This window comes from Pseudomonas sp. GW823-FHT02F05 (genome assembly GCF_058797315.1).
Genome location: NZ_JBXAJM010000007.1, coordinates 26,306 through 39,485 on the forward strand (window position 1 = coordinate 26,306; position 13,180 = coordinate 39,485).

Consider the following 13,180-nt stretch of genomic DNA (forward strand, 5'->3'; position numbering starts at 1 on the left):
GCGTAGCTCAGTTGGTAGAGCACGGGATTGTGACTCCCGTTGTCGAGGGTTCGATCCCCTTCGTCCACCCCATATTCTGAAAGGCGCCAGATTTAACAGTCTGGCGCCTTTGCTTTAAGAGCTTCAAGCGCGGATGTGGTGGAATTGGTAGACACACTGGATTTAGGTTCCAGCGCCGCGAGGCGTAAGAGTTCGAGTCTCTTCATCCGCACCAATTAAAGCTTTTCCCGGTCGTCAGGCGGGGCAGGGCTCAACAAAGAAGTGGTTTGGTTTCTTTGTTAACGCAATATGGTGGGCGTAGCTCAGTTGGTAGAGCACGGGATTGTGACTCCCGTTGTCGAGGGTTCGATCCCCTTCGTCCACCCCATATTCGAAAGGCGCCAGATTTAACAGTCTGGCGCCTTTTTTGGTTTTGGCGGTTTGAGATTGGGTGGTTGCAGGTGCTGGGCTGCCCCGGCAGGGCGTGTCGTCGTATTTATGTATCTCGATGATGCCGCGTTGCTTGCTCGCCTTGTTCGCAGGGCGGGCCGTCAGGGAGATGAATGGTTGTTCCTTCTATATATAGAGAGGGGCGGCGCAGAGCCCTGGCGCAATTTGGCTGTATTTGTCACCGGGGCGAGGTACTTCAGTGCTTTCGTACCGATAAATTGCCGGCTGTTTTTCGCGGTGTTTTCAGTAGGGTGACTTCTTGAGTTTGACCCACTAGAATGCATGCCCTTGATTGGGGTCGGAAATGGCCGGCTAATGTCTGTGCAACGAGGAATATCCATGCAAGTTTCTGTTGAAAATACTACTGCTCTCGAGCGCCGCCTGAGCATCACCGTGCCGGCAGAGCGTATCGAGACTGCGGTCAACAAGCGTCTGCAGCAGACTGCCCAAAAGGCCAAGATCGCTGGTTTCCGTCCAGGCAAAGTGCCTATGAGCGAAATCAAGCGTCGTTTTGGTGCCGATGCGCGCCAGGAAGCTGTAGGTGACGTGATCCAGGCTTCCTTCTACGAAGCCGTTGTCGAGCAGAAGCTGAACCCTGCTGGCTCGCCTTCGATCGAGCCCAAGTCCCTGGAAGCGGGCAAGGACCTGGAATACGTTGCCGTATTCGAAGTGTTCCCGGAATTTGAAGTGGCCGGTTTCGAAGGTATCGAAATCGAGCGTCTGAGCGCCGAAGTGGCTGATTCGGACCTGGACAACATGCTGGAAATCCTGCGCAAGCAGAACACTCGTTTTGAAGTGGCCGACCGTGCCGCCCAGAACGAAGACCAACTGAACATCGATTTCGTTGGCAAGGTTGACGGCGAAGTCTTCGCTGGCGGCTCCTCCAAGGGCACTCAGCTGGTGCTGGGTTCCAACCGCATGATTCCTGGTTTCGAGGACGGCCTGGTTGGCGCCAAAGCCGGCGAAGAGCGCGTTCTGAACCTGACTTTCCCTGCTGACTACCAGAACCTGGACCTGGCTGGCAAAGCCGCCGAGTTCACCGTTACCGTCAACAGCGTTTCCGAGCCTAAGCTGCCAGAGCTGAACGAAGAGTTCTTCGCTCAGTTCGGCATCAAGGAAACCGGCATCGAAGGCTTCCGCACCGAAGTTCGCAAGAACATGGAGCGTGAGCTGCGCCAGGCTATCAAGTCCAAGGTCAAGAACCAGGTCATGGACGGTCTGCTGGCCGCCAACCCGATCGAAGTGCCTAAGGCCCTGCTGTCCAACGAAGTGGATCGCCTGCGCGTTCAAGCGGTTCAGCAGTTTGGTGGCAACATCAAGCCTGACCAACTGCCGGCCGAGCTGTTCGAAGAGCAAGCCAAGCGCCGCGTTGTGCTGGGCCTGATCGTGGCCGAAGTGGTCAAGCAGTTTGACCTCAAGCCAGACGAAGACCGCGTTCGCGAAATGATCCAGGAAATGGCTTCGGCCTACCAGGAGCCTGAGCAGGTCGTGGCTTGGTACTACAAGAACGAGCAGCAGATGAACGAAGTACGTTCGGTTGTGCTGGAAGAACAAGTTGTGGATACTGTTCTGCAGAAGGCTAAGGTGACCGATAAAGCGGTCTCTTACGAAGAAGCAGTCAAACCGGCGGAAGCAGCACAAGCCGACTGATTGTCCAACTCGTTGGAAATTCAACCATAAGCCAGCCTCGCGCTGGCTTATGCGTTTTCAAGACATGACTATTTGGGAGTAACTGCAGAGCATGTTCCGTAATTCCTATATTCAGCAGAACTCTGATATCCAGGCCGCAGGCGGCCTGGTCCCGATGGTTGTCGAGCAGTCCGCTCGTGGCGAACGCGCCTACGACATCTACTCGCGCCTGCTCAAGGAGCGAGTGATCTTTCTGGTTGGCCCGGTAGAGGACTACATGGCCAACCTGATTTGTGCGCAATTGCTGTTCCTTGAAGCGGAAAACCCGGACAAGGACATCCATCTCTACATCAACTCACCGGGCGGTTCGGTGACTGCGGGCATGTCGATCTACGACACCATGCAGTTCATCAAGCCAAACGTGTCGACCACCTGTATTGGCCAGGCGTGCAGCATGGGCGCCTTCCTGCTGACCGCGGGTGCCGAAGGCAAGCGTTTCTGCCTGCCGAACTCGCGTGTGATGATTCACCAGCCACTGGGCGGTTTCCAGGGCCAGGCGTCGGACATCGAAATCCACGCCAAGGAAATCCTCTTCATTCGTGAGCGTCTCAACACGCTGATGGCCAAGCACAGCGGGCGCACCCTGGAAGAAATCGAGCGCGATACCAACCGTGACAATTTCATGAGCGCTGAAGCCGCCAAGGAATACGGGTTGATCGACGCAGTGATCGACAAGCGCCCCGCTTAATATAAGCCGCTCAAAATAGGGCTGGTCGGCATGTCCGACCACTGGCGGGCTTGAAAAAGCCCGCATAAGCCTTCATCTTGTGTTGCAAGCCTATCGGATTTGGATCGAACGAATGACTGACACCCGCAACGGCGAGGACAACGGCAAGCTGCTCTATTGCTCCTTCTGTGGCAAAAGCCAGCATGAAGTACGCAAATTGATTGCCGGCCCCTCGGTGTTTATCTGCGACGAATGCGTCGACCTGTGCAATGACATCATCCGTGAGGAGGTGCAGGAAGCCCAGGCCGAGAGCAGTGCGCATAAATTACCTTCGCCTAAAGAAATCAGCGGCATCCTTGACCAGTACGTCATTGGTCAAGAGCGTGCAAAGAAGGTTCTGGCCGTAGCGGTGTACAACCACTACAAGCGCTTGAACCAGCGTGACAAGAAAGGTGACGAGGTTGAACTTGGCAAGAGCAACATCTTGCTGATCGGTCCTACAGGCTCGGGTAAAACCCTGCTTGCAGAAACCCTCGCTCGCCTGCTGAACGTTCCGTTCACCATCGCCGACGCCACCACCCTTACCGAGGCTGGCTACGTGGGTGAAGATGTCGAGAACATCATTCAGAAACTGCTGCAGAAGTGCGACTACGACGTAGAGAAAGCCCAGATGGGTATTGTCTACATCGACGAGATCGACAAGATCTCGCGCAAGTCGGACAACCCGTCGATCACCCGGGACGTTTCCGGTGAAGGCGTGCAGCAGGCCCTGTTGAAACTGATCGAAGGCACGGTTGCTTCCGTTCCGCCACAAGGCGGCCGCAAGCACCCGCAGCAGGAATTCCTTCAGGTTGATACGCGCAACATCCTGTTCATTTGTGGCGGTGCGTTCTCCGGTCTGGAGAAGGTGATTCAGCAGCGTTCCACCCGTGGCGGCATTGGTTTCAGTGCGGAAGTGCGTAGCAAGGAAGAAGGCAAGAAGGTGGGCGAGTCCCTGCGTGAAGTCGAGCCTGACGATCTGGTCAAGTTCGGTCTGATCCCGGAATTCGTTGGCCGTCTGCCGGTCCTGGCGACGTTGGACGAGTTGGATGAGGCGGCTTTGATCCAGATCCTCACCGAGCCGAAAAACGCCCTGACCAAGCAATACGGCAAATTGTTCGAGATGGAAGGTGTAGACCTCGAGTTCCGTACCGATGCGCTGAAATCGGTGGCCAAGCGGGCACTGGAGCGCAAGACCGGTGCACGTGGCCTGCGTTCTATTCTCGAAGGCGTGTTGCTCGACACCATGTACGAAATCCCCTCGCAGTCCGAGGTGAGTAAAGTGGTGATCGACGAAAGCGTGATCGAAGGCAAATCCAAGCCACTGTATATCTACGAAAACAGTGAGCCGGCTGCCAAGGCTGCACCCGACGCGTAAGCGTTCAGCAGTTGCGGTACAAGCAAGGGGCCTCTAGGGGCCCCTTGTTTTTTGGGGGCTTTTCTCGGAGCGGTGGTTAAATTCGCGTGTATTCATGCGTTTAACTACTGGCATTGAGCTTGTTTTTTTTGCATGTAACCCCCATCTTGGTTTCAAGCTTATTTTTGAACTGTCATAGAGGCGAAATCATGAAGACAACCATCGAATTGCCTCTCCTGCCGTTGCGTGATGTCGTCGTCTATCCGCACATGGTTATCCCGCTGTTCGTGGGGCGCGAGAAGTCTATCGAAGCCCTCGAGGCCGCGATGACGGGCGACAAGCAAATCCTGCTGTTGGCCCAGAAGAATCCTGCCGATGATGATCCAGGTGAAGATGCCCTGTATCGCGTCGGCACCATTGCCACTGTCCTGCAATTGCTCAAACTGCCCGATGGCACCGTCAAGGTGTTAGTCGAAGGTGAGCAGCGCGGCGCCGTAGAGCGTTTCATGGAGGTGGATGGCCACCTGCGTGCAGAAGTGGCGCTGATCGACGAAGTCGAAGCCCCGGAGCGTGAGTCCGAGGTGTTCGTGCGCAGCCTGCTCTCGCAGTTCGAGCAGTATGTGCAACTGGGCAAAAAAGTTCCGGCTGAAGTCCTGTCGTCCCTCAACAGCATTGATGAGCCAAGCCGCCTGGTCGACACCATGGCCGCCCACATGGCGCTGAAGATCGAGCAGAAGCAAGACATCCTCGAAATCATCGACCTGTCGGCCCGTGTCGAACACGTGCTGGCGTTGCTGGATGGCGAAATCGACCTGCTGCAGGTTGAGAAACGCATCCGTGGCCGTGTGAAGAAGCAGATGGAGCGTAGCCAGCGCGAGTACTATCTGAATGAGCAGATGAAGGCCATTCAGAAAGAACTCGGTGACGGCGAGGAGGGCCACAACGAAATCGAAGAGCTGAAGAAGCGTATCGATGCCGCTGGCCTGCCCAAAGACGCCCTGACCAAGGCCACCGCGGAGCTGAACAAGCTTAAGCAGATGTCGCCGATGTCGGCCGAAGCCACCGTGGTGCGCTCGTATATCGACTGGTTGGTGCAAGTGCCGTGGAAGGCCCAGACCAAGGTGCGCCTGGACCTGGCCCGTGCTGAAGAGATCCTCGACGCTGACCATTACGGCCTGGAAGAGGTCAAGGAGCGCATCCTTGAGTACCTCGCCGTGCAAAAGCGTGTGAAAAAAATCCGCGGGCCGGTGCTGTGCCTGGTCGGGCCTCCAGGTGTGGGTAAAACATCCCTGGCGGAATCGATTGCCAGCGCGACTAACCGCAAGTTCGTGCGCATGGCCTTGGGTGGCGTGCGTGACGAAGCGGAAATCCGTGGTCATCGCCGTACCTACATCGGTTCGATGCCAGGAAGATTGATTCAAAAGATGACAAAGGTGGGTGTACGCAACCCGCTGTTCCTGCTCGATGAAATCGACAAAATGGGCAGCGATATGCGTGGCGATCCGGCGTCGGCCTTGCTCGAAGTGCTTGATCCCGAGCAGAACCATAATTTCAACGACCATTACCTGGAAGTCGACTACGACTTGTCTGACGTAATGTTCTTGTGCACCTCCAACTCCATGAACATTCCGCCAGCCTTGCTGGATCGGATGGAGGTGATTCGTCTGCCGGGCTACACCGAAGACGAGAAGATCAACATCGCAGTCAAGTACCTGGCGCCCAAGCAGATTTCGGCGAACGGCCTGAAGAAGGGCGAGATCGAATTCGAGGTCGAGGCGATCCGTGACATCGTGCGCTACTACACCCGCGAGGCCGGTGTACGGGGCCTTGAGCGCCAGATCGCGAAGATCTGCCGCAAGGCGGTGAAGGAGCACGCGCTGGAAAAACGCTTCTCTGTGAAGGTAGTTGCCGATTCCCTGGAACACTTCCTGGGCGTGAAGAAATTCCGCTACGGCCTGGCCGAGCAACAGGATCAGGTCGGCCAGGTGACTGGTTTGGCGTGGACCCAGGTAGGTGGCGAATTGCTCACCATCGAAGCTGCGGTGATTCCGGGCAAAGGCCAATTGATCAAGACCGGTTCCCTGGGGGACGTGATGGTCGAATCCATTACCGCCGCGCAGACCGTGGTGCGCAGCCGCGCCCGCAGCCTGGGCATCCCGCTGGACTTCCACGAGAAGCACGACACCCATATCCACATGCCGGAAGGGGCGACCCCTAAAGACGGCCCTAGCGCTGGCGTAGGCATGTGCACGGCGCTGGTATCAGCGTTGACCGGCATTCCTGTGCGCGCCGATGTGGCGATGACCGGGGAAATTACCCTGCGTGGTCAGGTATTGGCGATCGGTGGCCTGAAAGAGAAATTACTCGCTGCGCACCGGGGTGGAATCAAGACCGTGATCATTCCTGAAGAGAATGTTCGCGACTTGAAGGAAATTCCTGACAATATCAAGCAGGATCTTCAGATTAAACCGGTTAAATGGATTGACGAGGTCCTGCAAATTGCGCTGCAATACGCGCCGGAGCCCTTGCCGGATGTGGTCCCGGAGATAGTCGCGAAGGACGAAAAACGCGAGTCCGATTCCAAGGAAAGAATTAGCACGCATTAATGTGTTGGAGCCTGGGGGGCTTCCTTGACAGCTTTTTAGAGCCCTTGTTATAAAGCGGCTCTTAAGTGTCTGTAGGCCATTCAGCACTGGTTTTGCTTTTTACCAAAAAACTTAGAATCATACTCAATAGATATATAAGGGGACTTAGAGTGAACAAGTCGGAACTGATTGATGCTATCGCTGCATCCGCTGATATCCCGAAAGCTGCTGCTGGCCGTGCGCTGGACGCAGTAATCGAATCCGTCACTGGCGCTCTGAAGGCCGGCGACTCCGTGGTACTGGTAGGCTTCGGTACTTTCTCTGTGACTGACCGCCCAGCTCGCACTGGCCGTAACCCACAGACCGGCAAAGCACTGCAAATCGCTGCTGCCAAGAAACCAGGTTTCAAAGCCGGTAAAGCCCTGAAAGAAGCCGTTAACTAAGCTTCGTTCAAGCCTTTGCTTACCCGGGTCGGACGCAGGTCTGGCCTGGCAGCGGAGCGGTAGCTGACCCACGTATCGGGTCGCCACGCCGGGGGTGCAGATTCGAACCCCCGTCCGCTCCGCCAGTTACGAGAAGGCGCATCCTCGGATGCGCCTTTCTTCTATCCGGACTCTACCCACGCTCCACGGTTGCCTAATTTTTGAAGTTCAACCGTTTCTGGGGGACGCATGCTGCAAAATATCAGGGACAATTCACAAGGCTGGATTGCCAAGACCATTATCGGGATCATCGTCGCTTTGATGGCGTTCACCGGTATCGAAGCCATTTTCCAGGCTTCGGGTAATAACAAGCAGGACGTGGCCAAGGTCAATGGTGAAGAAATCACCCAGACCGAACTGAGCCAGGCCGTCGATATGCAACGGCGCCAGCTGATGCAACAGTTGGGCAAGGATTTCGATGCTTCCCTGCTGGACGAAAAACTGCTGCGCGATGCTGCCCTCAAGGGCCTGATCGACCGCAAGCTGCTGCTGCAAGGTGCTGCCGATTCCAAGTTCGGCTTCTCGGAAGCGGCGCTGGACCAGGTGATCCTGCAGACGCCGGAATTCCAGGTGGACGGCAAGTTCAACGCCGAACGCTTTGACCAGGTGATCCGTCAGCTGGGCTATAGCCGCATGCAATTCCGTCAAATGCTGACCCAGGAAATGCTGATCGGCCAGGTTCGCGCAGGCATCGCCGGCAGCGGTTTTGTGACCGACGCCGAGGTGCTGGCATTTGCCCGTCTGGAAAAACAGACCCGCGACTTCGCTACCGTCAACATCAAGGCTGACCCTGCGGCGGTGAAACTCACCGACGACGAGGTCAAGGCCTACTACGACCAGCACGCCAAAGAGTTCATGACCCCGGACCAGGTGGTCATCGACTATCTGGAGTTGAAGAAGTCTTCCTTCTTCGACCAGGTCAGCGTCAAGGACGATGAGCTGCAGGCTGCCTACGAGAAGGAAACCGCCAACCTCGCTGAACAGCGTCGTGCCGCGCATATCCTGATTGAAGTCAACGACAAGGTCACCGAGGCGCAAGCCAAGGCCAAGATCGAAGACATCCAGGCGCGCCTGGCCAAGGGTGAGAAGTTCGAAGCCCTGGCCAAGGAGTTCTCCCAGGACCCAGGTTCGGCCAACAATGGCGGTGACCTCGGCTTTGCCGGCCCTGGCGTTTATGACCCGGACTTCGAAACCGCGCTGTACGGCTTGAAGCAAGACCAGGTGTCGGCGCCAGTGCGCACTACCTTCGGTTGGCATCTGATCAAGTTGCTGGGCGTTGAAGCGCCTGAGGTGCCATCGTTCGCCAGCCTGAAAGACAAGCTGACCCGCGAGCTCAAGGCACAGCAGGTTGAACAGCGTTTTGTCGAAGCGACCAAGCAATTGGAAGATGCGGCATTCGAAGCCTCTGACCTGGCCCAGCCGGCGTCTGACCTGAAGCTGACCGTCCACACTTCCGCGCCGTTTGGCCGTGAAGGTGGCGAAGGTGTTGCGGCCAACCGTGCCGTGGTCACTGCAGCCTTCAGCCCGGAAGTGCTGGATGAAGGTGCCAACAGCAGCGCTATCGAGCTGGACCCGGAAACCATCATCGTGCTGCGTGCCAAAGAGCATCTCAAGCCGGCCCAGTTGCCGCTGGAGAACGTCGCTGCGGCCATTCGCACCCAGATGACCAAGGAGCGCGCGAGCGCTGCCGCCAAAGCCCATGCCGACGAGTTGATCGCCAGCCTGCGTGATGGCAAGACCGCGCTGGACCAGCCGGTTGACGGCCAGGCCTGGAAGGTGACTGAGGCAGCTACCCGTGGTCAGGACTCCATCGACCCGGCCGTGCTGCAAGCCTTGTTCCGCATGCCCAAGCCTGTGGCCAAGGACAAGCCGACCTTCACCACCGTGACCCTGCGCGATGGCAGCCTGGTGATCGTGCGCTTGAACGGTGTGAACGAAGCGGCGGCCCCTACGGACGAAGAAAAAGCGCAATACCGCCGCTTCCTCGCTTCCCGTATTGGCCAGCAGGACTTCGCGGCCTACCGCAAGCAGCTGGAAACCCAGGCAGACATCAAGAAGTATTGATGCCGGCCTGAATAAAAAGACCCCGACCTGAAAAGGCCGGGGTCTTTTTTTGCCCTTGATAAAGCGGCTACTCAGTTAAATGGGACTGTCACTGTGGCGAGGGAGCTTGCTCCCGTTGACTGCGCAGCAGTCCCGGCTTTTTAGGGCCGCTTCGCGACCCAGCGGGAGCAAGCTCCCTCGCCACAGGTTGGTGCTCTGCCTCAGATAGGCTTGGCAGCAAACTTGAGCTTGCCCCACGTCAACCCGATCACCGCCGCCAGGGTTGAAGCCGCCAATACGCTCAGCTTCGCAGCCGACAGCAGGGCCGGGTCGGAAAATGCCAGGGACGAGATAAAGATCGACATGGTGAAACCGATCCCCGCCAGCAGGCCGACCAGGCCAACGCCCGTCCAGGTCACACCGTCCGGCAGCTTGCAGATGTTGAGCTTGACCAGCGCCAGGCTCGCCAGCATCACGCCCAGAGGCTTGCCGAGCACCAGGGCGAAGATGACGCCCATGAACACACCGTGGGCCAGCGGGTCATCCAGATTGAAACCGTCCAGGCTCACACCGGCGTTGGCCAATGCAAACAGCGGCATCACGCCGAACGCTACCCACGGGTGCAGCGCCGATTGAACACGCTGCACCGGCGGCAGTATTTCCCGTTGAGCTTCGCGCAATTGCTTGAGGGGCGTGGCGACTTGTTGGGCCCCTTCGGCTGGCTGCGAGAACCGGTCCATCAGCTCGTTGAAGGTGCGTTCGATGGTTTCCAGCGGGCGTTCCCGGGTGGGCTTGGAATTGACGGGGGTCATCAAGCCAAGGATCACCCCGGCGAGCGTCGGGTGCACGCCGGTCTTGAGCAGGCCAAACCACACGATAGCGCCTGGCAGCAGGTAGATCGCCGCCTTGCTGATGCCCATGCGTTGGAACACCAACACCAGGGCCAGCCCGCCGGCAGCAATCACCAAGCCCATGTAGTCGAGGCTGGCGGTGAAAAAGATCGCGATGATCAGAATCGCCACGATGTCATCGATGATCGCCAAGGCCAGCAGCAGGATGCGTACGCCACTCGGAATCGATTTGCCCAGCAGCGCAAGCACACCCACGGCAAAGGCGATGTCGGTCGCGGTGGGGACTGCCCAGCCACTCGCGGCGGCGGTGTCGTGGTTGAGCAGGGTGTAGATGAGTGCGGGCATCAGCACACCGCCCAACGCCGCGCCCAAGGGCAGCGTGGCCAGCTTCAGGTTGGCGAGGGCGCCGTCTTTGATTTCCTGGCGGATCTCGGTACCGACCACCAGAAAGAAAATGGTCATCAGCCCGTCATTCACCAGAAAATGCAGGGAGCGCGACACGCTGTAATCGCCCAGCCCGAGGGTGATGGGCGTGTTCCAGAAATGCTCGTAGGTCGCGGCGGCGGGGCTGTTGGCCCACACCAGCGCGACGATGGCGGCCAGCAGCAGCACGATACCGCTGACGGCTTCGATGTGTGAAAAGCGCTCAAGGGCGGACAGCGCGCCCTCAGTCAAACGCTGGGGGCGGGGGATGGCGGGGTGTTTATCAGGCACGACAAATCTCCATTGGCGGCCCGACCAATGCTTGGCTTTTAACCTGCGCCGTGCTTTATGCAACAACGCACCCAGGGGCGATGATAGGAAGGTGAGGAATAAGTTGTAAACAAACTTGTCATCGCGCGGGCAGCGCTTTACCCCGGATTGCGCCCAGCGCCAACACGATCAATCCTAGAACTGCCCATGGAAATGTCACGACGCCCCAACGTTCGAGCAAGAGCCCGCCCACTAATCCACCTCCGGCGATGCCCAGGTTCCATACCGTGACCAACATCGATTGGGCGGCATCGGCCGAGTTGCCAGCCGACTTGGCCAGCGCGGTTTGCAATAGCGCTGGGAGGCCACCGAAGGCGAGCCCCCACAACGCCACGCTGACGTAAATGGCGACTACGCAGTTGAACCATAGTCCGAGCAGCAGGGCCGCAACGGCGAACATCGCGCAACTGATGAGGGTCAGTAGCCTCAGGTGCCGGTCAATCCAGACGCCTACCAGCCAGATACTCAGCAGGGCCATCAGGCCGAACACCAGCAGCACGCGATCAATCTCGCGGCCGATACCGGCGGGCACCAGCAAAGGGGCGATGTAGGTATAGAGAATGTTATGCGCGAGCACGTAGGTAAAGGTCACCCAGAGCACCGGCCGTATGCCTGGCAACGCCAGTACCTGACGTAAGCCGAGGCGTTTGCTTGGCGGTTCACCGGCAAAATCCGGCAGTTGCCAACGCGCCCATACCAGCAGTAACAGGGTCAGGCCAGTCATGATGGCAAAACTGGCGCGCCATCCGACCAGCGTACCCAGCAGGGTGCCGGCGGGCACGCCGAGGGACAAGGCCAGCGGCGCACCCAGCATGGCGACGGCAATCGCCCGGCCCTGCAGATGAGGTGCGACCATACGACTGGCGTAACCCGCCAGCAAGGCCCACAGCAAGCCCGCGAACACACCGGCGAAAAATCGTGCAGCCAAGGTCAAGCCATAGTGGCTGGAAAAGGCGGTGACACTGTTAACCAATGCAAAGCCGCCGATGGCGATCAACAGCAACGGCCGCCGGCGCCAACCCCGGGTCAGCAATGTCAGGGGGATAGCGGCGAGCAACGAGCCGAGCGCATAGAGCGTTACCAGTTGCCCGACCAGAGCCTGGGAGACCCCGAGCCCAGCACCGATTTGCGGTAACAAACCGGCGGGCATTGCCTCGGTGAGGATGGTGATAAAGCCGGCGCAGGCCAACGCCAGCAAACCGGCCAGTGGCAGGGGGTCAGCGTGGGGGGCTGTATCGATCAATTGGGGGCTGTCGTTCATCGGGGCTCTCCTTGAAAGGGTCAAGGCGCCAGGGTAGGGGGCTGCGAGGCGCGGAAAAACAGGCTAAGGTTCCGAACTTATCGGACGTTGATGTCCGCAATCGGCAAAGGCATCACCATGGACAATCTGGGCAGCCTCTCGGTTTTTGTGCAGGTCGCGCAAACGCTTAGCTTCACCGCTGCGGGCCGTGCACTGGGCGTGTCATCGTCGGCGGTGGGTAAAAGCATTGCGCGAATGGAAGAGCGCCTGGGCGTCAGGTTGTTTCATCGCAGCACCCGCAGCATCACTCTGACCAGCGAGGGCGCGCTCTTCCTGGAACGTTCGCGGCGCATCCTGGCGGAGTTGGAAGCGGCCGAACAGGAATTGACTGAGGTCACTGCCAAGCCTCGCGGCAAGCTGCGGATCAGTGTGCCCCAAGTGCGTGGTTTGTTGATGCCGGTGATCAGCGATTTTATGCGTGCCTACCCGGACATCGAGTTGGATGTGGATTTTTCCGATCGCATGGTGGACGTGATAGAGGAGGGCTTCGACGCGGTGATTCGCACCGGCAAGCCAGAAGATTCGCGCTTGATGGTGCGCCATCTTGGGCATTACCAGTTGGTCCTCGTCGGTACGCCCGGCTACTTCGACCAGCACGGCACCCCCCGTCGGCCCCAGGACCTGAATCATCACGCCTGCCTGCGGCACAAATTCTGCGCCACCGGTAAGCTGGAGCCTTGGCCGCTGCGTCATGTCCCGGGGGCGGCAGAACTGAACCTGCGCGCACCGCTGGTCAGCACTACCATCGAGTCCCTCAATCATGTGGTGCAAGAAGGACTGGGCATTGCGTGCCTGCCGGACTACATGGTCAACCAGGCCGTACAGCATGGGCGTTTGCGACGGGTGCTGGATGAGCACCTCGAACATCGCGGCAGTTTCTGGTTGCTGTGGCCGGCCAGTCGCCATGCTTCGGCCAAGCTGCGGGCCTTTATCGATCATATGTGCGCCGGGCTTTTTCCTACTGACGCCGCTGTATGAGCTTGAG

General features: G+C 58.3%; 9 protein-coding genes and 2 tRNA genes. 9 read left to right on the plus strand and 2 right to left on the minus strand.

Features of this window, described 5'->3' with window-relative positions:
• Positions 1 to 129: 129 nt before the first annotated feature.
• The 8 genes from AC1RAC_RS10440 (at position 130) to AC1RAC_RS10475 (ending at position 9,312) form a co-directional block, all read left to right on the plus strand.
• Positions 130 to 214, plus strand: a tRNA-Leu gene (locus AC1RAC_RS10440).
• Between the two features lie 77 nt (positions 215 to 291).
• Positions 292 to 367 (plus strand) — tRNA-His (locus AC1RAC_RS10445).
• 401 nt (positions 368 to 768) lie between these two features.
• Positions 769 to 2,079 (plus strand): trigger factor, encoded by a 1,311-nt coding sequence (gene tig, locus AC1RAC_RS10450; RefSeq protein WP_034127949.1) that lies wholly within the window; start codon positions 769 to 771, stop codon positions 2,077 to 2,079.
• 91 nt (positions 2,080 to 2,170) lie between these two features.
• Positions 2,171 to 2,806, plus strand: coding sequence for an ATP-dependent Clp endopeptidase proteolytic subunit ClpP (gene clpP / locus AC1RAC_RS10455; protein WP_003192255.1), 636 nt, complete (start codon positions 2,171 to 2,173; stop codon positions 2,804 to 2,806).
• Positions 2,807 to 2,918: 112 nt separating this feature from the next.
• Positions 2,919 to 4,202 (plus strand): ATP-dependent Clp protease ATP-binding subunit ClpX, encoded by a 1,284-nt coding sequence (gene clpX / locus AC1RAC_RS10460; protein WP_003192254.1) that lies wholly within the window; start codon positions 2,919 to 2,921, stop codon positions 4,200 to 4,202.
• 188 nt (positions 4,203 to 4,390) lie between these two features.
• Entirely contained in the window at positions 4,391 to 6,787 is a 2,397-nt protein-coding gene (gene lon, locus AC1RAC_RS10465; protein WP_034127948.1) for an endopeptidase La, read from the plus strand.
• 149 nt (positions 6,788 to 6,936) lie between these two features.
• Positions 6,937 to 7,209 carry an HU family DNA-binding protein gene (locus AC1RAC_RS10470; RefSeq protein WP_003174819.1) on the plus strand — a complete coding sequence of 91 codons (273 nt, stop codon included), beginning with the start codon at positions 6,937 to 6,939 and terminating at the stop codon, positions 7,207 to 7,209.
• 228 nt (positions 7,210 to 7,437) lie between these two features.
• Positions 7,438 to 9,312, plus strand: coding sequence for a SurA N-terminal domain-containing protein (locus AC1RAC_RS10475; RefSeq protein ID WP_103299422.1), 1,875 nt, complete (start codon positions 7,438 to 7,440; stop codon positions 9,310 to 9,312).
• A gap of 200 nt (positions 9,313 to 9,512) precedes the next feature.
• Here AC1RAC_RS10475 and nhaA read toward each other — a convergent pair whose 3' ends face one another.
• Positions 9,513 to 10,856 carry a Na+/H+ antiporter NhaA gene (nhaA, locus tag AC1RAC_RS10480; RefSeq protein ID WP_054897258.1) on the minus strand — a complete coding sequence of 448 codons (1,344 nt, stop codon included), beginning with the start codon at positions 10,854 to 10,856 and terminating at the stop codon, positions 9,513 to 9,515.
• A 118-nt stretch (positions 10,857 to 10,974) separates the two neighbouring features.
• Positions 10,975 to 12,156, minus strand: a complete 1,182-nt coding sequence (locus tag AC1RAC_RS10485) for an MFS transporter (RefSeq protein WP_054897259.1) — start codon at positions 12,154 to 12,156, stop codon at positions 10,975 to 10,977.
• A gap of 117 nt (positions 12,157 to 12,273) precedes the next feature.
• Between AC1RAC_RS10485 and AC1RAC_RS10490 the strand changes: the two genes are divergently transcribed.
• Entirely contained in the window at positions 12,274 to 13,173 is a 900-nt protein-coding gene (locus AC1RAC_RS10490; protein WP_169918742.1) for a LysR family transcriptional regulator, read from the plus strand.
• Positions 13,174 to 13,180: the final 7 nt, after the last annotated feature.

Excerpts from the sequence above, each read along its gene's own strand:
- tig (WP_034127949.1), top strand. The coding sequence starts at position 769 with ATGCAAGTTTCTGTTGAAAATACTACTGCTCTCGAGCGCCGCCTGAGC.
- clpP (WP_003192255.1), top strand. The coding sequence starts at position 2,171 with ATGTTCCGTAATTCCTATATTCAGCAGAACTCTGATATCCAGGCCGCA.
- AC1RAC_RS10485 (WP_054897259.1), bottom strand. The coding sequence starts at position 12,156 with ATGAACGACAGCCCCCAATTGATCGATACAGCCCCCCACGCTGACCCC.
- clpX (WP_003192254.1), top strand. The coding sequence starts at position 2,919 with ATGACTGACACCCGCAACGGCGAGGACAACGGCAAGCTGCTCTATTGC.
- AC1RAC_RS10490 (WP_169918742.1), top strand. The coding sequence starts at position 12,274 with ATGGACAATCTGGGCAGCCTCTCGGTTTTTGTGCAGGTCGCGCAAACG.
- AC1RAC_RS10475 (WP_103299422.1), top strand. The coding sequence starts at position 7,438 with ATGCTGCAAAATATCAGGGACAATTCACAAGGCTGGATTGCCAAGACC.
- lon (WP_034127948.1), top strand. The coding sequence starts at position 4,391 with ATGAAGACAACCATCGAATTGCCTCTCCTGCCGTTGCGTGATGTCGTC.